Source organism: Mesorhizobium sp. LMG 17147, assembly GCF_024297145.1.
GTDB lineage: Bacteria > Pseudomonadota > Alphaproteobacteria > Rhizobiales > Rhizobiaceae > Mesorhizobium.
Window position 1 is genome coordinate 235,010 of the sequence record NZ_JANCTC010000003.1, and the last position, 24,576, is coordinate 259,585.

The following is a 24,576-nucleotide window of genomic DNA, read 5'->3' on the forward strand; positions in this document are numbered from 1 at the left end:
TGGACGGAAACGAAACGACAGAGCTTGTGACGTATGAATCAACTCGACGAGCGTAAGCTTGATCCCGCCGTAGCCCTTGCCTCGCTCGACGAGGTTGCGCCCCGGGAGCCGCACCGACTGTTCGCCCTCAAGCAAGGCGACTGCTTCGCGGTGGCCGACGCTTATGGCGACATCCGCGGCGCCGGCGACGGCTTTTTCCGAGACGACACGCGTGTGCTTTCGGAATTCCGGCTGACGATCGGTGGCCGGCAAATGTCGCTGCTGGGCGCATCGCTCAGCCAGGACAATGTGCTTTTCACCTCGAACCTGACCAATCTGCCGATCCAGAGTGTCGGTGGCCGCGACATTCCGCAGGGGGCAATCCACATAGAACGCGTCAGGCTGCTTTGGCAGGACCGGCTGTTCGAGCGCATCACCCTTTCGAACTACAGCCAGGAATCGTCGGCCATTCGGGTTTCCTTGCATTTCGCAGCAGATTTCCGCGACATGTTCGAGGTGCGCGGTTCGACCCGGCTCAAGCGCGGAATAGCCCACGCCGCCGAGACCAGTCCGACATCCGTGGTGCTTCGATATGACGGGCTGGACCAGCTCGTACGCCTGTCGGCGATCTCGTTCTCGCAGGCGCCGGACAATTTGACCGCCAGCCGTGCGGATTTCCTGGTTGCGGTGACGAAGCGCAGTAGCGAGGTCCTCTATATCGAGGTCGGCCCGGAGGTGGCGGAGACACCCGACCGTGACCGTTTTCGGGCTGCCGCCGCCCGCGCTCGCTTCGGCATGCGCGCCAAACGCCGCCACGGTGCGACGGTGCACAGCTCCGGCCGCGTCTTCAACGACTGGATCGAACGCGCGCGCGCGGACGTGGCGTTGCTGACCACCGAGCTTGCGACCGGACCTTACCCCTATGCCGGCATACCCTGGTTCTCGACGGCGTTTGGCCGTGACGGGGTGATCTCCGCACTGCAGATGCTGTGGTTGAATCCTGGGCTGGCGCGCGGCGTACTCGCCTTTCTCGCCCAGCATCAGGCAACCGAAACGTCGCCGTTCAGCGATTCGCAGCCGGGCAAGATCATGCACGAGACCCGCAAGGGCGAGATGGCGGCGCTGCGGGAGCTCCCGTTCGGCCGCTATTACGGCGGTGTCGATACCACGCCGCTCTACATTCATCTCGCTTGCGCCTATGCGGATCGTACCGGCGACATGGCGTTCGTCGACAGCCTGTGGCCATCGCTTTGTGCAGCGGCCGAATGGACGGAAGAGACAAGCCGCGCGACCGGCTTCGTTACCTACCAGCGCGGCGCCGAGACCGGCCTCGCCAACCAGGGCTGGAAGGACAGTTTCGATTCCGTCTTCCATGCCGATGGCCGCATGCCCAAGGGGCCGATCGCCCTGGTCGAGGTGCAAGGCTACGTCTTTGCCGCGTTCCGTGGGCTGGCGGCGCTCGCCCGCCGCCGCGGCGAGGACGACAAGGCCGATCATTGGGAGGAACGCGCCGAAACCATGCGCGCCGCGGTGGAACGCCATTTCTGGATGGACGATCTCAATTTCTATGCACTGGCGATCGATGGTGCAGGCGAGCTCTGCAAGGTACGGACGTCGAATGCCGGCCATCTTCTCTATGTCGGGCTGCCCGAGCCGGAACGGGCGCACATGGTCGCCGATCAGCTGCTCTCCGCGTCGTTCCACTCTGGTTGGGGAGTGAGGACGCTGGCCGACGATGCGATATTCTTCAACCCGATGTCCTACCACAATGGTTCGATCTGGCCGCACGACACCGCCATGTGCGGTGCCGGCCTGGCACGTTACGGCGTGCGCGACAGCGTGGTCCGGCTGATGAGCGGCACGTTCGAATCGGCTGTCCATTTCAACATGCGGCTGCCGGAACTGTTCTGCGGCTTTACCCGGTCGCCGGGTGAAGCGCCGATCGCCTATCCCGTCGCGTGCCTGCCGCAGGCCTGGTCGGCGGGATCGGCCTTCATGCTGATGCAGGCCTGCCTTGGCCTCGAGATCGACGGCTGGAAGAGCGAAATCCGGGTCACCCGCCCAAGGCTGCCGATCGGCATCGACACGCTGACATTGCGGCATCTGGGTGTCGGCTCGACGGTGGTCGACCTCACATTCCAGCGTGTCGGCGACCGGGTCGTCGCCTTTCTCGCCGATCGGTATGAGGGGATGGTGCCGCTCATCGTGCGTACTTGACGCCGCCGCTCTGCGGCGCATCGAAAATGACGCCCGGCATTGCAACCGTCCGGAACCGATAGCCTCTTTGTGCGTTGCAAAATGGGCAGCGGGGGATGCTGTCGTCGTCACACGGCAGCGAACCAGAAAAACAGATAAAAACGGCTATCGGCCGGCCGGAGGCGAGATCACATTCGATGTCAGATTATACTGTAAACCTGCTCTGGGTTTTGCTGATTGCAAGTTTTGGCTTTTCCGCTTTTGCCATTCTCCTATCGATATCCCGCCAGCGCCGCGGCCGCGCAACGGCGGCCGCATACACGCCGAGCGAGGATGTCGCGTCGGAAGCGGCACGCAAGGTGCTGCGCGAGTTCGAAAAGAACGGCCAATCGGCCGATGCGGCACTGGTCACGTGGTCGCCCGACACCTTGCGCAAGATCCTGGCCGACGACCTGCCGGACGCACAGGTCATCGTGGTGTCCAACCGCGAACCCTACATCCACAACATCAAGGATGACGGCGTGCAACTTTTAGTGCCGGCCAGCGGGCTGGTTTCGGCACTCGAGCCCATCACCCGCGCCTGTGCCGGCACCTGGATCGCCTATGGCGGCGGCACGGCAGACCGCCTCACAGTCGACAAGGACGACCGGGTGCAGGTGCCGCCAGGCAATCCGTCCTACACGCTGCGCAGGGTCTGGCTGACGGAGGAGGAATATCAGGGCTATTATCTGGGTTTCGCCAATGAGGGGCTATGGCCGCTTTGCCATATCGCCTTCACCCGCCCCGTGTTTCGCGCCTCGGACTGGGACGCCTACGAGGCCGTCAACCGCAAATTCGCCGATACGGTGGTTGCCGAAGCCCGCAACGAACGGCCGATCGTGCTGGTGCAGGACTACCATTTTGCGCTGCTGCCGCGCATGATTCGCCAGCGCCTGCCGGATGCGATAGTCATCACCTTCTGGCATATTCCCTGGCCCAATTCGGAAGTGTTCAGCATCTGTCCGTGGCGTGAGCGGATCCTGGAGGGACTGCTCGGCAGTTCGATCATCGGCTTTCATACCCAATTCCATGCCAACAACTTCACCGAAAGTGTCGATCGCTTTCTGGAGAGCCGGATAGAACGGGCAGACGCGGCAATCTCCTATGGCGGACAGACGACCTTGGTCCACGCCTATCCCATTTCCATAGAATGGCCGGCCCAATTGCTGGCAAAACTGCCGTCTGTGGAGGAGTGCCGCGCCCGTGTCCGCGACAGATTCGGCCTGTCAGCGGATACCAAACTGTGCATCGGAGTCGAGCGCCTCGACTACACGAAAGGCATTCTCGACCGCTTCCATGCCTTGGACGAATTGTTCACGAAATATCCCGAATGGATAGGCAAAGTGGTTTTCCTGCAGATCGCAGCCCCGAGCCGGGGGACATTGCCCGCCTACCAGCAACTCCACGACGAATGCCGCCGCTATGCCGACGAGCTCAACCGACGCTATGGCAGCGAGACATACAGTCCTATCCTGATGGTCGCCGAACATCATCGGCAGGAGCAGGTCTACGAGGTCTATCGCGCCGCCGACATCTGCATGGTCACCAGCCTGCATGACGGCATGAACCTTGTCGCCAAGGAATTCGTCGCGGCGCGCGACGACGAACAAGGCGTGCTTTTGCTCAGCACCTTCGCCGGTGCCTCGCGCGAACTGCTGGAAGCACTGATCGTTAACCCTTACGATGCGGCCATGATGAGCGAGGCGCTGTTGCAGGCGCTGACGATGACGCCGGAAGAGCAGCGCGAACGTTTGCGGCCGATGCGTGAGATGGTCCGCGACAACAATGTCTACCGCTGGGCCGGCAGCATGCTGCTGGACGCCGCACGCCTGCGCAAACGCGGCGATCTCGACAGGGTGACCGGAACCGGCGAGCGCCCGCCATCGAACACCAACAACGTCATCTCGATGTTCGAGCGGGCACGGAAGGCAGCATCGTGAAAAGCTTTGAACAACCGCCAGCGTTGAGCCTGTCGGAAGGGCAATGGGCGCTCTTCCTCGACATCGACGGAACCTTGCTGGAACACGCTGCCCATCCCGACGCGGTGTTTGTCGGCGAGGAATTGCGCAATCTGCTTGGACGCATCGAGCGGCGGCTGGATGGTGCGGTCGCTTTCATCACCGGCCGATCGATCCCCGCCGTGGACAAGCTGTTCCATCCGCTGAAGCTGCGGATCGCCGGACTGTATGGGCTGGAGCACCGGCTGACGCCGACCGGTCCGATCGATACCGCCGACGCGCCGGCCGACATCGCCGCCCTTGCCGACGAGATCGAGGCCGAACTGGGCAGCGGCAAGGTCTATGTCGAGCGCAAGGGGCCGGTCCTTGCCGTTCATACAAGAGCAGCACCGCAACTGCTTGCGCCCGCAATCCAGCTCGTCGAACAGGCATTGGCCCGGCTTCCGAAGGGTTATCGGGTGCTTCCGGGAAACGCCGGCGTCGAGCTCATGCCCCTGGAAGCCGTCAAAGGTGCAGCCATCCGGCGTTTTATGGACATTCCGCCCTTTGTCGGCCGGCGGCCGATATTCCTCGGAGACGATACATCGGACGAACACGGTTTCGAGGCGATCAATGAAATTGGCGGCATCTCCATCCGCGTGAAGCCGAACGGGCCGACGGCCGCAAACTATGCCCTCGACGACGTGACCGGCGCAATAGCCTGGCTCAAGGCCAGTTTCGAGACATCGGCGGTCTCCGGTGCTCGACCGGCCGACAAGCAGGCAGAGACCGAATCAAGGGCGAAGATCAACATCGCAGCCACGGCATCGTCCGGCCGATAAGCGCGGTTCTCATTGAATGTCTTTAAGGCCAAAGCCGGCAAATCGTCTGCTTGCCGGTTCCCCTGCGTCAGGCTTAACCTGCTGCCATGCGTGGAGGCGCGTGCCATAACGAGGGGAGGACATAGCAATGACCATACAAGGCGCATCACCGGACCTGTACAATGACGATCTCGCCCCGGCGAAGGTTCGAAACTGGGGACCGTTCTCGATCTTCAACGTCTGGACGTCGGATGTCCACAGCCTGTGGGGCTACTATCTGGCGGCCAGCCTGTTCCTGTTTTGCGGCGGCTTCGTCAACTTCATCATCGCCATCGGTATCGGTTCGCTGATCATCTATGCATTGATGAACATGGTCGGCTATGCCGGCGTGAAGACCGGGGTTCCCTACCCTGTCCTAGCGCGTGCCTCCTTCGGCATCTGGGGCGCCAACATACCGGCGCTGGTGCGCGCCATAGTCGCCTGCTTTTGGTACGGCGCGCAGACGGCGGCTGCCTCAGGCGCGATCGTAGCTCTGCTGATCCGCTCGCAATGGTTCGCCGACTTCAACCAGAGCACACATTTCCTCGGCCACTCCGGGCTCGAGGTGATCTGCTTCGCCGTCATCTGGGCGCTGCAGCTCCTGATCATCCAGAAGGGCATGGAAACGGTGCGCCGCTTCCAGGATTGGGCCGGACCGGCGGTGTGGGTGATGATGCTGATCCTGGCCATCTATCTTTGCATCAAGGCAGGCACCTTCGCATTCACCAGCGACATCCCGATGGATGTGCTGCTGGAAAAGACGAAGGACGCGGGCGTGCCGGGCACGCCGGGCTCCTGGACCTCGCTGTTTGCGGTGGCGGCTATCTGGGTGACCTATTTCTCCGCCCTCTATCTCAACTTCTGCGATTTCGCCCGCTATGCGCCGGACAAGGCATCGCTGCGCAAGGGCAACATCTGGGGCCTGCCGGTCAATCTCATCCTGTTCTCGCTTGTCGCCGGCGTCACCACGATCGCCGCCTTCGACGTTTATGGCGAAGTGCTGCTGCATCCCGACCAGATCTCGGCGAAGTTCGACAGCTGGTTCCTGGCGGCGCTCGCAGCGCTGACTTTTGCGGTGGCGACGCTCGGCATCAATGTGGTGGCGAACTTCGTGTCGCCAGCCTTCGACTTCTCCAACGTCTTTCCACGCCAGATCGACTTCAAGAAGGGCGGTTACATCGCGGCGTTGATAGCGCTTGTGCTTTATCCTTTCGCGCCCTGGGAAGGCAGTGCTGCCTCGTTCGTCAACATCATCGGCGCGACGATGGGGCCGATCTTCGGCGTGATGATGGTCGACTATTACCTGATCCGGAAGGGCGAGGTCGACGTCGAGGCGCTCTACAGGGAGAATGGCGAATTCCGCTTCCAGGGCGGCTGGCATGTCAATGCCTTCATCGCCGCCGGCATCGGCGCGGTCTTCTCCTCGATCCTGCCCAACTTCACCAGTCTGCTGCCGTCATGGTGGGGCGTCTATGGCTGGTTCTTCGGCGTGGCAATTGCCGGCGTCATCTATTACGTGCTGCGCACGATGGCACTCGGTGCCGGAGCCAGGATAGCCAAGGCTTGAGCGATTCGGGGCGGCGCAAGCCGCCCCGTTCATTCTGCGACCATCTCGGCCAGGCGGCGTACGGTGTTCCAGTTGCGCGAGGTGCCGATGCCCAGGCGTTTGTGACTGACCGCTGCAAGCAGCCGCGAACTCGGCGTCTCGCGCGAAAAGACGATCCAGATGTCGCCGCCGACAATCCGCAGCTTCTCGCCCTTGCCGGCATAGGCCTCAAGCGCCGCGGCGGACTCGTCGCGAACGGGCGCCCGCATCACGCGCACCGCCACCTGGTCCGCGGCCTCAGCCGATTCAGCTGGGAACGGATTGCCGGCCGCCAGCCTCAGCCAGCCGTCGGCGCGGCGCACGATTATGTCGACGTGGCGGCCGAAAGTCTTTGCGAACGCCGCCTCCAGCCGCTGCTCCAACGCCGCAAGTTCTGTTTCTTGCACCTCGAAAACAAGATTGCCGGTCGCCACCAGCGTGCGCGGGTTATTCAGGCCCAGGTCCTCGGCCATCGCCTTCAGATCGGACATGACGACCCGCCGCCCCTCGCCCAGGACAACGCTGTAGAGCAGCGCGACGTAAGTTTGCATGGGCGGCCAGTCTAGACCAGACGCGACTGCTCTACCGCCGCCTCGATGAAGCTCGCAAACAGCGGGTGTGGATCGAGTGGCCGGCTTTTCAGCTCGGGATGGTACTGCACGCCGATGAACCAGGGGTGGTCGGGATATTCGACCGTCTCCGGCAGCACGCCGTCCGGCGACATGCCGGCAAACACCAGGCCGCAATTCTCGAGCCGCTCCTTGTAGTCGACATTGACCTCGTAGCGGTGACGATGGCGTTCGGAAATCTGGGTATCGCCATAGATCTCAGCGATCTTCGATCCCTTGGCGAGGTCGGCCTGGTAGGCACCGAGCCGCATGGTCCCGCCAAGATCGCCGGTTTCCCTGCGCTTTTCCAGCATGTTGCCCTTCAGCCATTCGGTCATCAAGCCGACGACCGGCTCCTCGGTCGGGCCGAACTCGGTCGATGATGCGTGCTCGACGCCGGCCAGCGAACGCGCCGCCTCGATGCAGGCCATCTGCATGCCGAAGCAGATGCCGAAATACGGCACCTTGCGCTCGCGCGCGAACTTCGCCGCCAGGATCTTGCCCTCCGAGCCGCGCTCGCCAAAACCGCCGGGGACGAGGATGCCATGGACCTTCTCCAGCCACGGCGCCGGGTCTTCCTTCTCGAATATCTCGCTTTCGATCCAGTCGAGCTTGACCTTCACCCGGTTGGCGAGGCCGCCATGCGACAGCGCCTCGATCAGCGATTTGTAGGCGTCCTTGAGGCCCGTATATTTGCCGACGACGGCAATGGTCACTTCGCCTTCCGGATTGTGGATGCGGTTGGACACCGCTTGCCACCGTTCCATGCGCGGCTTCGGCGCCGGATCGATGCCGAAGGCGGCCAGCACTTCCGAATCCAGCCCTTCATTGTGATAGGCCATCGGCACGTCGTAGATGTGCGGGACGTCGAGCGCCTGGATGACGGCGCTTTCTCGGACATTGCAGAACAGCGACAGCTTTCTGCGCTCTTCCTTTGGGATCGGCCGGTCGGCGCGGACCAGCAGTATGTCGGGTGCAATGCCGATGCCGCGCAACTCCTTGACCGAATGCTGCGTCGGCTTGGTCTTCAGTTCGCCTGCCGTCGGAATGTAAGGCATTAAGGTCAGGTGGACGTAGACGGCGTTGTTGCGCGGCAGGTCGTTGCCGAGCTGGCGGATCGCCTCCAGGAACGGCATCGCTTCGATGTCGCCGACGGTGCCGCCGATCTCGCACAGCACGAAATCGTAATCGTCATTGCCGTTGAGGACGAAGTTCTTGATCTCGTCGGTGACGTGCGGAATGACCTGCACGGTGGCGCCGAGATAGTCGCCGCGCCGCTCGCGCTCGATGATGTTCTTATAGATCCGGCCGGTGGTGATGTTGTCTTGCTGGTTGGCCGAGCGGCCGGTGAAGCGCTCATAATGGCCAAGATCGAGATCGGTCTCGGCCCCGTCATCGGTCACGAAGACTTCGCCGTGCTGATAGGGCGACATCGTGCCGGGATCGACATTGAGATAGGGATCGAGCTTTTTGATGCGTGCGCGATAGCCCCGCGCCTGCAAGAGAGCCCCAAGGGCCGCCGCAGCAATGCCTTTTCCAAGTGAGGAAACCACGCCGCCTGTGATGAATACATATCGCGCCATGGGAGTCATCGCTTAACGCGGCCGAATTGATTCCGCCAGAGAAAAAACCGCCGCGAAGGCTTTTTCCCAAGAAGGCGCTCTGGTCGTTGGCGTATCAAAACAAAAGGGCCGGCGAGGCCGGCCCTTTTGGCACGATCTGTCAAAGCGTCAGATGATGACGACTTTGGTGCCTACTTTCACCCGGCGGTAAAGGTCCATGACGTGCTCGTTGATCATGCGGAAGCAGCCATTGGAGGCGCTGGTTCCGATCGACTGCGGCGCGATGGTGCCGTGAATGCGCAGGTGGGTATCCTTCTTGCCGTCGTAAAGATAGATGGCGCGCGCACCGAGCGGATTGTCGCCGCCGCCGGGCATGCCGTCCTTGTACTGGCCATAGTGCTTGGGTTCGCGCTTTTGCATATCCAGCGTCGGAATCCAGCGCGGCCATTCCTGCTTGTCGCCTACGGCAACCGTACCCTTGAACTGCAGGCCTTCCCGGCCGACCGCGATGGCATAACGGCGGGCGGTTGACGATGATTCGACGAGGTAGAGACGGCGAGCGCTGGTATCGATGACGATGGTGCCCGGGTTGTAGCCAGTGAATTCGACCTCCTGCGGCACGAATTCCGGCTTGACCTTGAACTGCCGCTTGGCCTGCTTCCTTTCGAGCGCGGCGTCGAGCGCGCGTGTTTCCGGAAGCAGCGACATTGACGACGAAGATGTGCCGCCGAACAGTCCCGCGAACAGCCCGACGCTCTGCGGCTTCTGCCCCACCGGTTCGCTGCGCAATTCGCCGTTGTTGCCGGTCAGGGCAACGTTCATAGCCTCGGCCGGGATCGGCTCGGCCGACTGGATCGGCGCAATGGGCGCAATCGGTTCGATGATGTTGAGGGTCTTCTTCTTCTTGGCTGGCGTAGCGTCAGCCACCTTCGCCGCCGCGAGCGGCTGGCTCTTCTTGGCAAGGAATGCCTGCCGTTCCGCATCGGCTTTGGCTTTCGCCGCCTCCCGCATCGCCAGCTTCCTGGCTTCGAGTGCCTTGGCGCGAGCGGCTTCCTTGTCGGCTGCGATCTTGGCTTCGATCTTGCGGATCTGCGCAAGGTCGTCCGGCGTCGGATCTTTCTTCTTCTTGAGGAGCTTCAATTGCGCCGCATCGCTTTTGGCAGCGACGTTGACGACGTCGGTTGTTGCTGCGGCTTTATGGGCCGAGTTTGCCGTCGGCATGGCCGCGTAAGCGGGCGCACCTAGGCTGAGCACGGCACAAAGGCCGGCAAAAATGAAGCTGCGAAGCTGCATGGGGAAGATCCGATCGTTCAATGCTTGTTGCCCACGGCATCGCCCGGCGCCCCCCAAGGACGCCGAGAATGCCGCGTGCAACCTATAATCGATTAGCCGGAAGCGCCTCAAGCGCGCGGTGCGGTCGAATCTTCGTGATCGTGCGGCATTTGCCGCGACTGTGTTCAAACGACAACAGATCGCGGCATAAGATGCCCGATTACTGGTTGGGGACCTGCGGCGTGGCCGGCGCGGTGGCGCCGTTTGTCGCTGGCGGCGTCGCCGGAGCGGTTGCCGGCGGCGTCGTTGCCGCGCCATTGCCGGACGGCGGGGTCGGCGCCGTGGTGCCCGAAGGCGGCGTCGGCGTCGTGGTTCCGGGCAATTGGTTGAGTACGCCCTTGCCTGCCCCGTCCGAGGTCGCAGGCACGCGATCGAGAATGTCGATCGGCTTCTCGCCATAGCGCGCTACGATCGACAGTGTCAGCGACGTGACGAAGAAAGCTGCGGCCAGGATCGCCGTCGCCCGCGTCAGCGCATTGGCGGCGCCACGCGCGGTCATGAAGCCCGATCCGCCGCCGATGCCGAGGCCGCCGCCTTCGGAGCGCTGCAGCAGCACCACGCCGACAAGCGCGAGCACGACCATGAGGTGGACGACGATCAGTACGGTTTCCATAATTTATCCTGGCAAGGCCTGGTGCGGCCGCTGATTTGGAGGCGGCTCAATACAATGCTTTGACGGCATTTCCAAGCCCGTGGCCGGAATATGGGAAGCAATGCGTCCTTTGCAACGATTTCGGCGCCGGCCATCCGCTCAAATGCAGCAAGCAGCCCTTGTATCAAGCGATGTTTCGATAGGCTTCCGCGATGCCGAGGAAGTCCGCCGCCTTCAGGCTGGCGCCGCCGACCAGCGCGCCATCGACATTCCTGACGCCGAGCAACTCGACGGCATTGGACGGCTTGACCGAGCCGCCGTAGAGAATGCGCATCTTGGCCGCCGTATTGCCGAGCTTCCGTGCCAGCTCGTCGCGGATATGCGCATGTGCCTCGGCGACGTCGGCGGCGGTTGGGGTCAAGCCGGTCCCGATCGCCCATATCGGCTCATAGGCAATGACGGTGTTGGAAGCCGTGGCGTTTGGCGGGACCGAGCCAGCGACCTGGCGCGACAGCACGTCGAGCGTGGCTCCTGCTTCGCGTTCGGCTCTTGTCTCACCAATGCAGATGATGGCCACCAGCCCGGCACGCCATGCGGCGGAGGCCTTGGCCTGGACCAAGGCATCGTCCTCCTTGCGATCGGCGCGGCATTCGGAATGGCCGACAATGACATGGCTGGCTCCTGCATCCTTCAGCATCTCGGCCGAAATGCAGCCGGTATAGGCGCCGCTTTCCTCGGTGTGGCAATCCTCCCCGCCGGCCCGCACCGGTGTGCGCGACAGAATCTCGGCGGCGTGCGCAAGTAAGGTCGCCGGCACGCAGAGCACCGCTTCGGTCTCGGCGTCAAGCCCGCTCATGAAGCCGTTGCCGATCATCCTGAGCTCGTTGAGCGAGGCGCTGGTACCGTTCATTTTCCAGTTGCCGGCGACGAGCGGGCGGATTCCAGGCGTCATGGGATTGTTTCTCCGGGCAATTTCCAGCTGGCCCTCACTATCAAAATCAGGCCACAAAGCAATCGACAGTGAGCAGGAAGGGCGCTATTGCGCTTGTTTCAGACTCGGCGCATGCGAAATGCGCAAAAATCGGAAGTACTCATGCTTGGTATGTTGAGAAGTGCGGCGGGGACCTGGGTCGCGAAACTGCTGCTGTCATTGTTGGTGTTGAGCTTCGCCGTCTGGGGTATCTCGGGACGGCTGATGGGCGGTCTTGCCGGCCATGACGCCGTGATCACGGCCGGAGGCACCAAGGTCTCTATCAACGAATACCGCCTCGCCTACGATCGCCAGCTCAGCGTCATGTCGCAGCAATTCGGCCAGCGCATCAGCCGTGAGCAGGCGACGGCGCTCGGCATCGACAACCAGGTGCTGGCGCAACTCGTATCGGGTGCCGTCCTCGACGAGCAGGCCCGCAAGCTCGGCCTCGGCCTGTCCAAGGACCGGCTCGCCGAACTGACGCGTGAAGACCCGGCGTTCAAAGGGCCTGCCGGAACCTTCGACAGGAGAACGTTCGAGTACCTGCTTCGGCAGATCGGCATGCGGCCGGAAGACTATTTGAAGAACCGCGCCCAGGTCGCGGTCCGCCAGCAGATCGTCGAGGCGGTTTCGGACGGCCTCAAGGCCCCTGATACATTCTTCAAGGCGGTCGCGCTCTATCGCGGCGAAGATCGCACCATCGACTACCTGACCTTGCCGAAATCGCTTGTCGAGCCGATAGAAGCGCCGTCCGACAGCGTGCTTTCGGCCTATTTCGAGGAAAACAAGAAAACCTACGCCGCTCCCGAATACCGCAAGTTCTCCTATGTCAGGCTCGAGCCGGAAGACATCATGGATTTGAGCGCGGTGACCGACCAACAGGTCAGCGACGACTACAACAAGAACAAGGCGCGCTACACCACGCCGGAGATGCGCACCATCGAGCAGCTTGTATTCAAGACGCCTGATGCCGCAAAGGCGGCGCTCGATTCGCTCAGGACCGGCGCGACCTTCGACAAGATCGTCGCCGCCGAGGGCAAGACCCCGGCCGACACGCTGCTCGGCACGCTGGCCAAGGACAAGATCGCTGACAAGGCGGTCGCCGACGCTGCCTTCAAGCTCAACGTCAATGAGGTCAGCCCGGTCGTACAAGGCGCATTTGGTCCCGTTCTGCTGCGTGTCACCGAGATCAAGCCGGAAGTGGTGAAGCCGCTGGCCGAAGTATCCGAGCAGATCCGCAAGGACCTGGCACTGGGCGAGGCAAGCCGCATCTTGCTGGACGTGCACGACAATTACGAGGATACGCGCGCCTCGGGCAGTTCGCTCGCCGAGGCAGCCGCCAAATTGAAGCTGAAGGTCGTCACCATCGACGCCATCGACCGCACCGGCCAACGGCCGGATGGAAGCATCGTCAAAGACCTGCCGGAATCGCCGGCGCTCATCAAGGCGGTGTTCGAATCCGAACCCGGAACCGACAATGAAGGTCTCACCACCGCCGATAACGGCTTCGTCTTCTACGACGTGAGCGCGATCACGCCGGCCCGTGACCGCACATTGGACGAAGTCCGCCAGAAGGTCGTGGCCGACTGGACCGCGGCGGAGACCACCAAACGGCTCACCGCAAAAGCACAAGAGCTCGAGAAGCGTCTCAAGGCCGGCGCCACGCTCGAGGTGATCGCCGGTGAGCTCAAGCTCGAAAAGCAGACCAAGCGCGGCGTCAAGCGCGATGCTGACGACGTCGATTTCGGCAAGGAAGGGGCCGCCGCGATGTTCGGCGTCGGCGAAGGCGGCACCGGGCTGATCCCCTCGCCCACCGGCGACGGACAGATCCTGTTCAAGGTTGCCGAGGTATTCGAGCCCGCCGGGGCCGACGCCAGCTCAGTACCCCAGGACGCACAGAAATCCTTCACATCCGGCATGTCCGACGACCTGCTCGACCAGTTGGTAGCGCAGTTGCAGACGCAATATGACGTCCGCATCGATCAGACGGCCGTAACCCAAGCCCTGGCCAGATGAGCGCACTGAAGATCCACATCGCCAAGGTCGCCGCCGGCAGCGCTCTTTCTTTCGAGGAGGCGCGCGAGGCCTTCGACATTATCATGTCGGGCGATGCTACTCCGGGCCAGATAGGCGGCTTCCTGATGGCATTGCGCGTGCGCGGCGAGACCGTCAGCGAGATCGCCGGCGCTGTCGCCACCATGCGCGCCAAGATGCTGCGCGTCGAAGCCCCCGAGGGCGCCATCGACATTGTCGGCACCGGCGGCGACAATTCGCACAGCGTCAACATTTCGACCGCATCCGCCTTCGTCATCGCCGGCAGCGGCGTGCCCGTCGCCAAGCACGGCAATCGCGGACTGTCCTCGCTGACCGGCGCCGCCGATGTGCTGATCGCATTGGGCGTCAAGATCGACATCCCTCCGGAGACGATCGGCCGCTGCATTCACGAGGCCGGCGTTGGCTTCATGTTCGCGCCGGCGCATCACCCGGCGATGAAGCATGTCGGCCCGACCCGGGTCGAGCTCGGCACCCGCACCATCTTCAATCTGCTGGGCCCGCTTTCCAATCCGGCCAGTGTCAGACGGCAGATGGTCGGCGTGTTCCTGCCCGAATGGATCATGCCGGTGGCAGAAACGTTGAAGGAGCTTGGCGCCGACCACGCCTGGGTCGTCCATGGCGACGGCTATGACGAGATCACCACCACCGGCGAAACGCAGGTCGCCGAATTGGCCGGCGGCGAGATACGCAGCTTTGTGCTGACCCCGGAAGCAGTCGGGCTGACGCGTCACACCAAGGACGAGTTGCGCGGCGGCGACGCCGCCCACAACGCCCAGGCACTGCGCGACATGCTGCGCGGCGCCGCTGGCGCCTTTCGCGATACGGTGCTGATGAATGCCGGCGCCGGGCTGGTGGTAGCCGGCAAGGCGACGACGCTTGCCGACGGCATGGTAACGGCGGCGCAGGCCATCGACAGCGGCCGCGCGCTGAAAGTGCTCGACAGGCTGGTCGAGATTTCGAACGGTTAAAACCCATGTCCGACATCCTGCGCAAGATCGAGGCTTACAAGCGCGACGAGATCGCGGCGGCTAAAGCACGCGTGCCATTGGCCGAGATCAAGGCACGGGCGACGCATGCCGACGCGCCGCGCGGCTTTCTTTCCGCCCTTGAGACCAGGCGCAAATCCGGCGGGTTCGCGCTGATTGCCGAAATCAAGAAGGCTAGCCCATCCAAAGGCCTGATCCGCGCCGATTTCGATCCGCCGGCGCTGGCCAGGGCCTATGCGAAAGGCGGTGCCGCCTGCCTTTCGGTGCTGACCGACACACCCTCTTTCCAAGGCGCGCCCGAATTCCTCACCGCTGCGCGCGCTGCCGTCGAGTTGCCTGCCTTGCGCAAGGATTTCCTGTTCGACCCCTATCAGGTCTACGAGGCCAGGGCATGGGGCGCCGATGCCATCCTGATCATTATGGCCAGCGTCGACGACGCGTTGGCAAGAGAACTCGAAGCGACAGCTTTCGGGCTCGGCATGGACGCGCTGGTCGAAGTGCATGACGAGGCGGAAATGGAACGTGCGCTGCGGCTGTCGTCGCGGCTGATCGGCATCAACAACCGCAATCTCCGGACCTTCGAAACCAGCCTCGAGACCTCGGAACGGCTGGTAGCGATGGTGCCGGGCGGCCGCCTTCTGGTCAGTGAGAGCGGGATCTTTTCGCATGACGATTGCCGCCGGCTGGAGCGGAGCGGCATCGCCACTTTTCTGGTCGGCGAGAGCCTGATGCGCCAGCAGGACGTGGCTGCGGCAACGCGCCTGCTTTTGACGGGCAAGGCGCCGGCAGAGGCGATCTGAGATGGCGGCCGCCCTCACCCATCTTGGCGCGCAGGGCGAAGCCAACATGGTCGATGTCGGCGACAAGGCTGAGACGGTGCGCACGGCAGTCGCGGAAGGTTTTGTGGCGATGCGGCCCGAGACGCTGGACATGATCCTCGCCGGCGACGCCAAGAAGGGCGACGTGCTGGGCACCGCGCGCATTGCCGGCATCATGGCGGCCAAGAAGACGCATGAACTGATCCCGCTTTGCCATCCGCTGCTGCTGACCAGGATATCTGTCGATATCGAGCCGGACGCCGCACTGCCCGGCCTGAAGGTGACGGCATTGACCCGCGTCATCGGCAAGACCGGCGTTGAAATGGAGGCCTTGAGTGCCGTCTCGGTCGCTTGCCTGACCATCTACGACATGGCCAAGGCGGTCGACCGCGCCATGGTCATCTCCGGCATCAGGCTGGTTGAAAAGACCGGCGGTAAATCCGGCGACTACAAGATCACCGGGGCCACCGAGGCAGGCCGCTAATGGCGCTGGTCCCAGTTGCCGAGGCGCTCGAGCGCCTGCTGGACGGAGCAGTTGCGCTGCCGGGCGAACGTGTCGCGCTGCTGGATGCCGCCGACCGCGTGCTGGCGGAGCCGGTTGTGGCGCTCCGCACCCAGCCGCCGTTCAACGCCTCCGCCATGGACGGCTATGCCGTGCGGGCGGCCGACATCGCGTCCATACCGGCAAGGCTTTCGGTGATCGGCATGGCGCCGGCCGGACGCGGCTTTGCCGGAACGGTGCAGCAGCGGCAGGCCGTGCGCATCTTTACCGGCGCGCCGCTTCCCGCAGGCACCGACACTATCGTCATCCAGGAGAACGTCCGCGACCTCGGCGGCGGCAGCGTCGAAGTGACGGAGCCGACGGTACAGGGGCGCAACATCCGCCGCCTTGGGCTCGATTTCGCCAGGGGCGATGTCCTGTTGCCCAAAGGCCGCCTGCTCGATTCGGCCGCCTTGTCGCTGGCGGCATCGGCCAACCACCCCGAGATCGTCGTGGTAAAACGGCCGCTGGTCGCCATCATCGCCACCGGCGACGAATTGCTGCCGCCGGGCAGCGAGCTTGGCCCCGACCAGATCATCTCCTCCAACGCTTATGGTGTCGCTGCCGCCGCACAGTCGGTCGGTGCGCGGGCGCTCGACCTCGGTATCGCGCCGGACCGCAGGGAGGCGATCGCGGCATTGGTTGAAAAGGCCGTGAAGGCTGGCGCGAACGTCATCGTCACGCTGGGCGGTGCCTCGGTCGGCGACCACGACTTCGTCCATGACGTGCTGACCGGGCAAGGCATGACGCTCGATTTCTGGAAGATCGCAATGCGACCGGGCAAGCCGCTGATGTTCGGGCGGCTGGGCGACATTCGCTGCATCGGCCTGCCCGGCAATCCCGTAGCGAGCCTGGTCTGCGCTCAGCTCTTCCTGAAGCCGCTGCTGGCGCGGCTCGGCGGCCGCGCCTTTCAGCAGGATATCCGTCGGGCACGGCTCGGTGCTGCCATGCCGGCCAACGATCTCAGGCAAGATTATGTGCGGGCTGTTGTCACAGACGACGCCGGTGCGCTCGTGGCGACGCCGTTCGGCATCCAGGACTCCTCGATGCTGAAAATGCTGGCCGATGCCAATGGGCTGATCGTCCGCGCGCCGTTCGCGCCTGCTGCGGCGGCGGGCTCCCCCTGCGACGTGCTGATGCTACGCTGAACCTGCCTCACTCCGAGGTCAAGGTCCGGGTCAGCGGATGGTCTGGATCGGCCAAACCGTCGATGATGTTGAAATGATGCCGGTCGGGCTCGACTACGGAGCTGGTCGCGGCACCCAGGCCGATCCAGATGTTGGCCAGCAACGCGCTCTGGCGCAGGAATTCGGCGCGCTCGCCGCCGCCGGCCCAGCAGGTCAGGCGGGCCTTTTCCATCGGGCGCAGCAGCACCGGACTTTCGGCCTGCGCCTCGGCCTCATCGATCGCCAGCGTCTCGTTCATGCCGGTGCGCATGATCGGGCGCAAATCATGCACCCCCGAGATCGACACCACGTGACGAACGCGCCGGACCACTTCGGGCGCCAGCGGCGTCGTCCTGGTAACCATCCGGCTAACAAGATGGCCGCCGGCCGAGTGCCCGGTCAGCATCAGCGGCCCTGCGACCATCGCCGCCGCCTTGCCTATCGCCGCGCCGACTTCCTTGACGATGCTGCCAATGCGTATCTGCGGACAGAGCGTGTAGGACGGCATGGCAACTGCATAGCCGCGATCAACAGCGCCCGCGGCAAGATGTGACCAGAAACTCTTGTCGAATGCCATCCAGTAGCCGCCATGGACGAACACCACGACCCCCTTCGGCTTGGTGGCCGGCAGGAAAAGATCGAGCCGGTTGCGTGGGTTATCGCCATAGGCCAGGTCGAGCCGCGCCCTGCCCTCGGTCGAAAGCGCCTCGCGGAAAACCTGCGCGGGCTCGACCCAGGCCGCCGGCCAGCGATCGCTGCCGGCTATGTTGGCGCCGTTGGCATAGGCGTTGTCCCAATCGGCAATATGACGTTCGAACACCCTGCGCCCTCCCTGGCAATATGGCCTTGCAACCTAGCCGCGAGCATCGCGCGGCGCATCATCGCCAGCCTCACGATTCCAGCTCTCGCATCAATCTCAAGTGACAGCCGCCTTGATGGCGAAGCGCGCATCCTTCCACGCACCGGTGCGCAGGATGTCCTCAAGCACTTCGACGGCCTGCCAGACATCGGCATAGCCGACATAGAGCGGGGTGAAGCCGAAGCGCATGGTCGATGGCGCGCGAAAATCGCCGATCACGCCACGTTCGATCAGCGCGCGCATGATCTGATAGCCATGCTCATGCATGAATGAAATCTGGCTGCCGCGTTTTTCCCCATCGCGTGTGCTTTCGAGCGTGAGGCCGTAAGTGCCGCACTTTGCCTCGACAAGCTCGATGAACAGATCGGCCAGTGCGATGCTCTTCTTGCGCACCGCAGTCATGTCGACATCGTCCCAGATGTCGAGCGCGCCCTTCAGCGTGCGCATCGAAAGGATGGGCTGGGTGCCGCACAGAAACCGGCGGATGCCGGTACCGGCCGCATAGCCTGGCTCGAAGGCGAAGGGCCGTGCATGGCCCCACCAGCCGGTGAGCGGCTGCTGAATGTCGGCAAGATGCCGCTCAGCCGCATAGATGAAGGCAGGCGCGCCCGGGCCGCCATTCAGATATTTGTAGGTGCAGCCAACGGCAAAATCGGCGTTTGCTTTGTCGAGCTCGACTGGCATCGCGCCAGCGGTGTGGCAGAGATCCCAGACGATCATCGCCCCGGCTTCCTGGGCCCTGCGCGTCAGAGCCGGCATGTCGCGCAGTTCGCCCGATTTGTAGTTGACGTGGTTGACCAGCACCACGGCGGTGCGATCGTCGATCAGCTCCTCGATGGTCGGCGCGTCGACCCCCGAGAGGCGCAGCAGCGTATCTTTTCGCGTCGAAACCACACCCTCAGCCATGTAGAGGTCTGTCGGAAAACTATCGCCCTCGGCGACGATGGCCTGCCGCTCCGGTCGCATGGCCATGGCGGCGTGCAGCAGCTTGTAGATGTTGACCGACGTCGTGTCGCAGACCACCGTCTGGCCGACCGCGGCACCGATCAGGCGCCCGAGCTGGTTGCCAAGTTCAAGCGGCATGTTGAACCAGCCGGCCGTGTTCCATGCGCGGATGAGATCATGCGACCATTCCTCGGTCGCGGCCTTGTGCAGTTCATCGAAAGCGGCACGTGAAGCAGCTCCTAGCGAATTGCCGTCGAGATAGATCACTCCTTGCGGCAACACAAAGCGGTCGCGCATCGCGCCCAGCGGATCTGCGGCATCCATCGCCCTTATGGCCGCGAGATCGGGAATTCCCGTCATGATTTACCTGCTCCCCCAAAAAATCCAACGCAACGCCGGACACGCATCAACTGTTCTTCCATTACCGGGTAGCGCGTAGCAAGGCTCCATCGGCGAGAAGCAGCCTGACCAGGCGGTGGAAACCGGGACTTAACCCTGAGGTTGGCGTTTTGAATTCGTTTCGTTCACGGTGCATTGACCAAACCGCACATTCGATTGGGGTTCACTTCCGTGCCCTTTGCCGACCGACGACCGATGCCAATGCGCCCTTCCGGGACGACAGAAGGGCGCAAACGAAAGCAGAATCAAGGCGATGAGGCTCGCGGTGGTGAAAATGCGGTACGCCGGTAGGGGGACGTCGTTTGTTTCCCGAGCCTTAACGCATTCATTAAACTTTAAACAGTTGCGGAACACAACTGGAACAGATAGTGTCTGTTCTGGGTTTGTTTTCTGATTCTGTTGGGGGTCGCTATGCTGACACGCAAACAACACGAACTGCTTATGTTCATCCACGAAAGGTTGAAGGAAAGCGGTATCCCACCTTCCTTCGACGAGATGAAGGAAGCGCTCGACCTGGCTTCCAAATCCGGAATCCACCGACTGATTACGGCGCTGGAGGAGCGCGGCTTCATTCGCCGTTTGCCCAACCGGGCCCGTGCGCTGGAGGTACTACGCCTGCCTGACTCGATCGCCCCCGGCCTCAATGCGGCACGCAAGTTCTCGCCGAGTGTCATCCAGGGCAGTCTTGGGCAAGGTGCCCCTCGGCAGGGCAAGCCGACATCGTCGCGCGTCCCTGCAGCCGGCAATGACGACGATGTCGTCGCCGCCGTTTCGATCCCGGTAATGGGCCGCATCGCCGCCGGTGTGCCGATCGATGCTATCCAGCACCAGACGCATTCGATTTCGGTGCCGCCGGATATGATCATGGGCGGCGAGCATTATGCGCTCGAGGTCAAAGGCGATTCGATGATCGAGGCTGGCATTTTCGACGGCGACACGGTGATCATCCGCAATGCCGATACGGCGAGCCCCGGTGAGATCGTGGTGGCCCTGGTCGACGAGGAGGAAGCGACGCTGAAGCGGTTCCGCCGCAAGGGCGCCTCGATCGCCCTGGAGGCCGCCAATCCGGCCTACGAGACGCGCATCTTTGGACCAGACAGGGTCAAGGTGCAGGGCAAGCTCGTTGGGCTGATCCGCCGCTACTGAGTTGCGCCCTTGGTGCCGGCTTTTGGATTGTCGGCCCGGTATGGCGGCAGGCCGCGCGCCGCGCGTGAAAATTTCCGCTGCACGTGCCAGGGCCGGTATGATTTTTCGACGGCGAAGCGGATTTCGGCGCGTGTTGCCGCTTGTGGATCGAAATAGACGGCCGCACTTCCTGCGCGCGCCAGTTGCCGTTTTGTGACGACGAGGACCAGCCGGTCGTAGTAGCAGGGATTATGGGCGGTGGCGTCGTCGATGACGACCAAGCTGGCGAAGGCGCAGGCTGGCCGTGCGGTATCGCGATCCTTGGCTTGCGCAATGATCGCGCCGGATGGATGCCTGGCGAGGCAGAGACCGTCCGTGCAAATGAAGGGCATGCCCGGCGGTAGGTCGGCCGGATCGGCAATGTCGAATTGCGGATCGTTCTTTCCAGGTGTTTCCGGCGCGACGATAGCCTCTGATGTGAGCGCGCGTTTCCAGTTGTCGATGGTGAACTCATTCGGACGTGCCCGGTTGACCGCGAGCTCACCGCTGCCGATCGGCAGCGCGACCAGCCGTGCGTCCTCCGAGATCAATACGTCGGGTACGCGCGTCTGCGTTGTTGTTAGCAAGCCGGCGAGCGCAAAAGGAATTGCCGCGAGCCGCAACCAGGTCGTCGCCATGCTGGCAATGACGAGGGCGATCGTGACCAAAAGGACAGATCTCAGCGAAATCAACCCCACCGCATCGATCGGCGAGCGCTCGGAGATCCACGCGGACAGGGCGATCATCGCCGTCAGCCCCTTGCCCATCACGTATAGGAAAGGTCCATCCGCGCCGAACGGCATCGCCAGCGCGCTGAGGACGGCGAAGGGCATGACGACCAGTGAGACGATGGGCATGATGGCCAGATTGGCGAACAGGCTGAGCGGCGCCACGCGCTGGAAATGCCATATGGCGAAAAGCGCCGTGGCGCTCCCTGCAATGATCGAGGTCGTCGCCAGGCCGCCCATGCCCAGCAGGACCTTTCGCGTGGCCAAGCGTAGCGGCGACCGCCGGGGCGGCGGCGTGGTAGCCCTGCCGGTGCGGTAATCGGACCAGCCGGCATAGGCGCCGACAAGGGCCGCCGTCGCGGCGAAGGACATCTGGAAACTCGGACCGACCACCTCGTGCGGCGACACCACGATGACCGCGATTGCCGAGATCGCCAGATTGCGCATGGTGAGCGCGGCCCGGTCGAACAGCACGGCGATGAGCATCACCGCCAGCATGATGAAGCTGCGTTCGGCCGCCACCACAATGCCGGAAAAGACGAGGTACGCCGCAATCGAAAAAAGCGCGGCGGCTGCGGCATATTTTTTGACCGGCCGTCGCGATGAGAAGTCGGGAAACAGCGCAAAGGCACCGCGCAGCAGCGCCCTGATGGTGCCGGCGACCAACGCCATATGCAGCCCCGAGATGGAGATGATGTGGTAGATGCCTGTACGCCGCATCGCTTCGTTGATCTCCTCGGGAATGCCGGCGCGCACGCCAACGATCAGCGCAGCAGCAATCTCGCCCTCGGCGCCGCCGATGCGGCTGCGGATACGGTCGGCGATGGATTCGCGCGCGTCTTCGATCGCGGAAGAAAGCCGCGCGGCAAGCGGCATGCTGCCCGAAGCCACGACTTTCGGATTGCCGAGAAAGAAGCCGCTGCCGCCGATACCGGCGAAATAGCTGTCGAAGGAGAAATCATAGCTGTCGGGCCGCACCGGGCCGGTCGGCGGCAGCAACCGCACATAGCCGGCGATCTCGGAACCAGCGGCCAGCTCAGCCGGTATCTTCATCGCCGAAATGCGGACCCGTTCCGGCATGTAGCGCAGCGTCGGCCTGGCGGTTGAGATCACATCGATCGTCAGCCTGATGCGGCCGCCCGCCATGGGCTCGTACGATACGACACGACCCGTCAGCCGCGTCGAGATTTCGGAACCGAGCATATGCGTCCCGACACGCCAGGTCTCGAACTTGGCGGCAAGCACGCCAAGCGCGCAGAGCAGCGCCACCATGAAGCACAGGCGGGTTCTGGGCCATGACCGCGACATGACGGCACAAACGGCCGCGAGGAGCACGATTGCGATCGGCTGCGGAAAGGCTGGCTCCACCGACAGCGCGAAATATACGACCACCCCGCATGCGAGGAACACCGGCACCAGCAGGAAGGCGACCCCACGGTCGAGTTCCAGGCCGGCTGCCGAGGTTACGCCGTTGCGGATACGGGACGGTGACGGGAGGCGGAAACGACGGCGTAGGCGCACGATGGGCTCGCCCGCGGGCACGAGAACCGTTGCTGGGTCGCTGGCCGGCAGCGACGGCGCATCGAAGCGCGGAGCGGGCAGCAATGCCGGTGCCGGCAGGGCAGGCGGGGGAGCGGCAAACAGCAAGCGTTCGCTGACGCCGCTACCAGCGTCCTCGCCCTCGCCCGCACCACGGCTTCGCACAGCCATTGGGTCTGCCCCTTGCGCCCTCGACCTCCTATGCTACATGAACGCGCAACGCGCGAAAGTCCGCAAACCCACTTCCTTGGCCCGCCTGAGAGTTCCATGCCCGATAAGGTCGTCACCCGTTTTGCCCCCTCGCCCACCGGTTATCTGCATATTGGCGGCGCGCGCACGGCGCTGTTCAACTGGCTGTATGCCAAGCACACAGGCGGCACGATGCTGCTGCGCATCGAAGACACCGACCGCGAGCGCTCCACCGATGCGGCAACCGCGGCCATTCTCGACGGGCTTTCCTGGCTTGGCCTGACATGGGACGGTGAGCCGGTGTCGCAATTCGAGCGTGCGCCGCGCCATCGCGAGGTGGCCGAGGAGCTCGTTCGCATGGGCAAGGCCTATTATTGTTACGCGACGCCTGCCGAGCTGGAAGCAATGCGCGAGAGCGCGCGAGCCAAGGGGCTGCCTCCCCGCTATGACGGACGCTGGCGCGACCGCGACCCGTCGGAGGCGCCGCCCGGCGCCAAGGGGGCGATCCGCATCAAGGCGCCGACAGACGGCGAGACGGTGGTGCATGACCGCGTCCAGGGCGACGTGCGTTTTCCCAACAAGGATCTCGACGATTTCATTATTCTGCGCTCGGACGGCAATCCGACCTACATGCATGCCGTCGTTGTCGACGATCACGACATGGGCATCACCCACATCATCCGCGGCGACGATCATTTGACCAACGCCGCACGCCAGACCGTAATCTACCAGGCCATGGGCTGGGAGGTGCCGTCGATGTCGCATATCCCGCTGATCCACGGTTCCGACGGCGCCAAGCTGTCGAAGCGGCACGGTGCGCTTGGCGTCGAGGCCTATCGCGCCATGGGCTACCTGCCGGAGGCGCTGCTCAACTATCTGGCGAGGCTTGGCTGGAGCCACGGCGACGATGAGATCATGTCGATCGCCGACATGATTGCATGGTTCGACATTGGCGACGTCAACAAGGGCGCCGCCCGTTTCGACTTCGCCAAGCTCGAGGCGCTTAATGGCGTGCATATGCGACGGATGAACGACGAGGCGCTGCTCGACACCTTCGTCACCACTCTGCCATATCTCGAAGGCGGCCCGGCAATCGCCGCGCGCCTCGACGACGGACGCAGGGCGCAACTGCTTGCCGCTTTGCCGGGCCTGAAGGAGCGCGCCAAGACGCTGGTCGAACTTGTTGAAGGGGCTGCATTCCTGTTCGTCGAGCGGCCGCTGCCGGTCGACGAGAAGGCGGCGGCGCTGCTCAGCGGTGAGGCGCGCGCGATCCTGCGGGGCGCTCATGCGGCACTGGCCACGGTTTCGGACTGGTCTGCTGCCTCGGCGGAAGCCGTGATCCGCGACTACGCGCAGGCCGGCGGCCATAAACTCGGCGCCGTGGCCCAACCTTTGCGCGCCGCGCTCACCGGCAAAAGTACCTCGCCAGGTGTCTTTGATGTGCTTGCCGTGCTGGGCCGCGAGGAAAGCCTGGCGCGGATCGCTGATCAAATCGATTAGCGAACTGGCCCAAGAAGATTGGCATTG

At 63.5% G+C, this 24,576-nt stretch carries 19 protein-coding genes; 11 read left to right on the forward strand and 8 right to left on the reverse strand.

The features are described 5' to 3' along the window. Window positions 1-33 precede the first annotated feature (33 nt). The 4 genes from NMG46_RS08800 to NMG46_RS08815 all read left to right on the forward strand — a co-directional run bounded on the left by NMG46_RS08800 (window position 34) and on the right by NMG46_RS08815 (window position 6,578). Complete coding sequence (locus NMG46_RS08800) at window positions 34-2,196, forward strand: amylo-alpha-1,6-glucosidase (RefSeq protein WP_254817287.1); 2,163 nt, start codon at window positions 34-36, stop codon at window positions 2,194-2,196. 176 nt (window positions 2,197-2,372) lie between these two features. Then, window positions 2,373-4,154: a trehalose-6-phosphate synthase gene (locus NMG46_RS08805; RefSeq protein ID WP_254817288.1), complete on the forward strand. Its 1,782-nt coding sequence runs from the start codon at window positions 2,373-2,375 to the stop codon at window positions 4,152-4,154. Further along, window positions 4,151-4,993 (forward strand): trehalose-phosphatase, encoded by an 843-nt coding sequence (otsB, locus tag NMG46_RS08810; protein WP_254817289.1) that lies wholly within the window; start codon window positions 4,151-4,153, stop codon window positions 4,991-4,993. Before NMG46_RS08805 ends, otsB begins: the two co-directional genes overlap by 4 nt. Window positions 4,994-5,120: 127 nt before the next feature. Then, window positions 5,121-6,578, forward strand: coding sequence for an NCS1 family nucleobase:cation symporter-1 (locus tag NMG46_RS08815; protein WP_254817290.1), 1,458 nt, complete (start codon window positions 5,121-5,123; stop codon window positions 6,576-6,578). Between the two features lie 29 nt (window positions 6,579-6,607). Here NMG46_RS08815 and NMG46_RS08820 read toward each other — a convergent pair whose 3' ends face one another. The 5 genes from NMG46_RS08820 to tpiA form a co-directional block, all read right to left on the reverse strand. Continuing rightward, a complete protein-coding gene (locus NMG46_RS08820) occupies window positions 6,608-7,147 on the reverse strand; it encodes a DUF1697 domain-containing protein (protein WP_254817291.1) in 540 nt (179 codons plus the stop codon). An 11-nt stretch (window positions 7,148-7,158) separates the two neighbouring features. Continuing rightward, window positions 7,159-8,787: a CTP synthase gene (locus tag NMG46_RS08825; RefSeq protein ID WP_254817292.1), complete on the reverse strand. Its 1,629-nt coding sequence runs from the start codon at window positions 8,785-8,787 to the stop codon at window positions 7,159-7,161. 147 nt (window positions 8,788-8,934) lie between these two features. Further along, on the reverse strand, window positions 8,935-10,059 hold the full coding sequence (locus NMG46_RS08830; protein ID WP_254817293.1) for a L,D-transpeptidase: 1,125 nt from the start codon (window positions 10,057-10,059) through the stop codon (window positions 8,935-8,937). A 199-nt stretch (window positions 10,060-10,258) separates the two neighbouring features. Beyond that, window positions 10,259-10,711 carry a preprotein translocase subunit SecG gene (gene secG, locus NMG46_RS08835; RefSeq protein WP_254817294.1) on the reverse strand — a complete coding sequence of 151 codons (453 nt, stop codon included), beginning with the start codon at window positions 10,709-10,711 and terminating at the stop codon, window positions 10,259-10,261. Window positions 10,712-10,874: 163 nt separating this feature from the next. Then, window positions 10,875-11,642, reverse strand: coding sequence for a triose-phosphate isomerase (gene tpiA / locus NMG46_RS08840; RefSeq protein ID WP_254817295.1), 768 nt, complete (start codon window positions 11,640-11,642; stop codon window positions 10,875-10,877). A 141-nt stretch (window positions 11,643-11,783) separates the two neighbouring features. Between tpiA and NMG46_RS08845 the strand changes: the two genes are divergently transcribed. The 5 genes from NMG46_RS08845 to glp are packed head-to-tail and all read left to right on the forward strand — an operon-like array spanning window position 11,784 to window position 17,208. Then, window positions 11,784-13,676 (forward strand): SurA N-terminal domain-containing protein, encoded by a 1,893-nt coding sequence (locus tag NMG46_RS08845; RefSeq protein WP_254817296.1) that lies wholly within the window; start codon window positions 11,784-11,786, stop codon window positions 13,674-13,676. Further along, complete coding sequence (gene trpD / locus NMG46_RS08850; protein ID WP_254817297.1) at window positions 13,673-14,683, forward strand: anthranilate phosphoribosyltransferase; 1,011 nt, start codon at window positions 13,673-13,675, stop codon at window positions 14,681-14,683. Before NMG46_RS08845 ends, trpD begins: the two co-directional genes overlap by 4 nt. A 5-nt stretch (window positions 14,684-14,688) precedes the next feature. Further along, on the forward strand, window positions 14,689-15,501 hold the full coding sequence (gene trpC, locus NMG46_RS08855; RefSeq protein ID WP_254817298.1) for an indole-3-glycerol phosphate synthase TrpC: 813 nt from the start codon (window positions 14,689-14,691) through the stop codon (window positions 15,499-15,501). 1 nt (window position 15,502) lies between these two features. After that, window positions 15,503-16,003 carry a cyclic pyranopterin monophosphate synthase MoaC gene (moaC, locus tag NMG46_RS08860; RefSeq protein WP_254817299.1) on the forward strand — a complete coding sequence of 167 codons (501 nt, stop codon included), beginning with the start codon at window positions 15,503-15,505 and terminating at the stop codon, window positions 16,001-16,003. Further along, on the forward strand, window positions 16,003-17,208 hold the full coding sequence (gene glp / locus NMG46_RS08865) for a gephyrin-like molybdotransferase Glp (RefSeq protein ID WP_254817300.1): 1,206 nt from the start codon (window positions 16,003-16,005) through the stop codon (window positions 17,206-17,208). Before moaC ends, glp begins: the two co-directional genes overlap by 1 nt. Before the next feature lie 7 nt (window positions 17,209-17,215). Here the strand turns inward: glp and NMG46_RS08870 are convergent, their stop codons facing one another. After that, complete coding sequence (locus NMG46_RS08870; protein ID WP_254817301.1) at window positions 17,216-18,046, reverse strand: alpha/beta hydrolase; 831 nt, start codon at window positions 18,044-18,046, stop codon at window positions 17,216-17,218. Between the two features lie 96 nt (window positions 18,047-18,142). Further along, window positions 18,143-19,390: a kynureninase gene (gene kynU / locus NMG46_RS08875; RefSeq protein ID WP_254817302.1), complete on the reverse strand. Its 1,248-nt coding sequence runs from the start codon at window positions 19,388-19,390 to the stop codon at window positions 18,143-18,145. A 450-nt stretch (window positions 19,391-19,840) separates the two neighbouring features. Between kynU and lexA the strand changes: the two genes are divergently transcribed. Then, window positions 19,841-20,575, forward strand: coding sequence for a transcriptional repressor LexA (gene lexA / locus NMG46_RS08880; protein ID WP_023674949.1), 735 nt, complete (start codon window positions 19,841-19,843; stop codon window positions 20,573-20,575). On the opposite strand, the gene NMG46_RS08885 is transcribed toward lexA, so the two are convergent. Continuing rightward, a complete protein-coding gene (locus NMG46_RS08885; RefSeq protein ID WP_254817303.1) occupies window positions 20,569-23,031 on the reverse strand; it encodes a ComEC/Rec2 family competence protein in 2,463 nt (820 codons plus the stop codon). The genes lexA and NMG46_RS08885 overlap by 7 nt on opposite strands. 96 nt (window positions 23,032-23,127) lie before the next feature. On the opposite strand from NMG46_RS08885, the gene gltX reads away from it, so the two are divergent. Beyond that, window positions 23,128-24,549, forward strand: coding sequence for a glutamate--tRNA ligase (gltX, locus tag NMG46_RS08890; protein WP_254817304.1), 1,422 nt, complete (start codon window positions 23,128-23,130; stop codon window positions 24,547-24,549). Window positions 24,550-24,576 lie beyond the last annotated feature (27 nt).

What these genes read in the sequence shown, in the direction of transcription:
- kynU (WP_254817302.1), bottom strand. Translation starts at nt 19,390, where the DNA reads ATGACGGGAATTCCCGATCTCGCGGCCATAAGGGCGATGGATGCCGCA.
- tpiA (WP_254817295.1), bottom strand. Translation starts at nt 11,642, where the DNA reads ATGACGCCTGGAATCCGCCCGCTCGTCGCCGGCAACTGGAAAATGAAC.
- moaC (WP_254817299.1), top strand. Translation starts at nt 15,503, where the DNA reads ATGGCGGCCGCCCTCACCCATCTTGGCGCGCAGGGCGAAGCCAACATG.
- trpC (WP_254817298.1), top strand. Translation starts at nt 14,689, where the DNA reads ATGTCCGACATCCTGCGCAAGATCGAGGCTTACAAGCGCGACGAGATC.
- NMG46_RS08885 (WP_254817303.1), bottom strand. Translation starts at nt 23,031, where the DNA reads ATGGCTGTGCGAAGCCGTGGTGCGGGCGAGGGCGAGGACGCTGGTAGC.
- NMG46_RS08805 (WP_254817288.1), top strand. Translation starts at nt 2,373, where the DNA reads ATGTCAGATTATACTGTAAACCTGCTCTGGGTTTTGCTGATTGCAAGT.
- NMG46_RS08800 (WP_254817287.1), top strand. Translation starts at nt 34, where the DNA reads ATGAATCAACTCGACGAGCGTAAGCTTGATCCCGCCGTAGCCCTTGCC.
- NMG46_RS08815 (WP_254817290.1), top strand. Translation starts at nt 5,121, where the DNA reads ATGACCATACAAGGCGCATCACCGGACCTGTACAATGACGATCTCGCC.
- NMG46_RS08820 (WP_254817291.1), bottom strand. Translation starts at nt 7,147, where the DNA reads ATGCAAACTTACGTCGCGCTGCTCTACAGCGTTGTCCTGGGCGAGGGG.
- NMG46_RS08830 (WP_254817293.1), bottom strand. Translation starts at nt 10,059, where the DNA reads ATGCAGCTTCGCAGCTTCATTTTTGCCGGCCTTTGTGCCGTGCTCAGC.
- glp (WP_254817300.1), top strand. Translation starts at nt 16,003, where the DNA reads ATGGCGCTGGTCCCAGTTGCCGAGGCGCTCGAGCGCCTGCTGGACGGA.
- secG (WP_254817294.1), bottom strand. Translation starts at nt 10,711, where the DNA reads ATGGAAACCGTACTGATCGTCGTCCACCTCATGGTCGTGCTCGCGCTT.
- trpD (WP_254817297.1), top strand. Translation starts at nt 13,673, where the DNA reads ATGAGCGCACTGAAGATCCACATCGCCAAGGTCGCCGCCGGCAGCGCT.
- lexA (WP_023674949.1), top strand. Translation starts at nt 19,841, where the DNA reads ATGCTGACACGCAAACAACACGAACTGCTTATGTTCATCCACGAAAGG.
- NMG46_RS08825 (WP_254817292.1), bottom strand. Translation starts at nt 8,787, where the DNA reads ATGGCGCGATATGTATTCATCACAGGCGGCGTGGTTTCCTCACTTGGA.
- NMG46_RS08845 (WP_254817296.1), top strand. Translation starts at nt 11,784, where the DNA reads ATGCTTGGTATGTTGAGAAGTGCGGCGGGGACCTGGGTCGCGAAACTG.
- gltX (WP_254817304.1), top strand. Translation starts at nt 23,128, where the DNA reads ATGCCCGATAAGGTCGTCACCCGTTTTGCCCCCTCGCCCACCGGTTAT.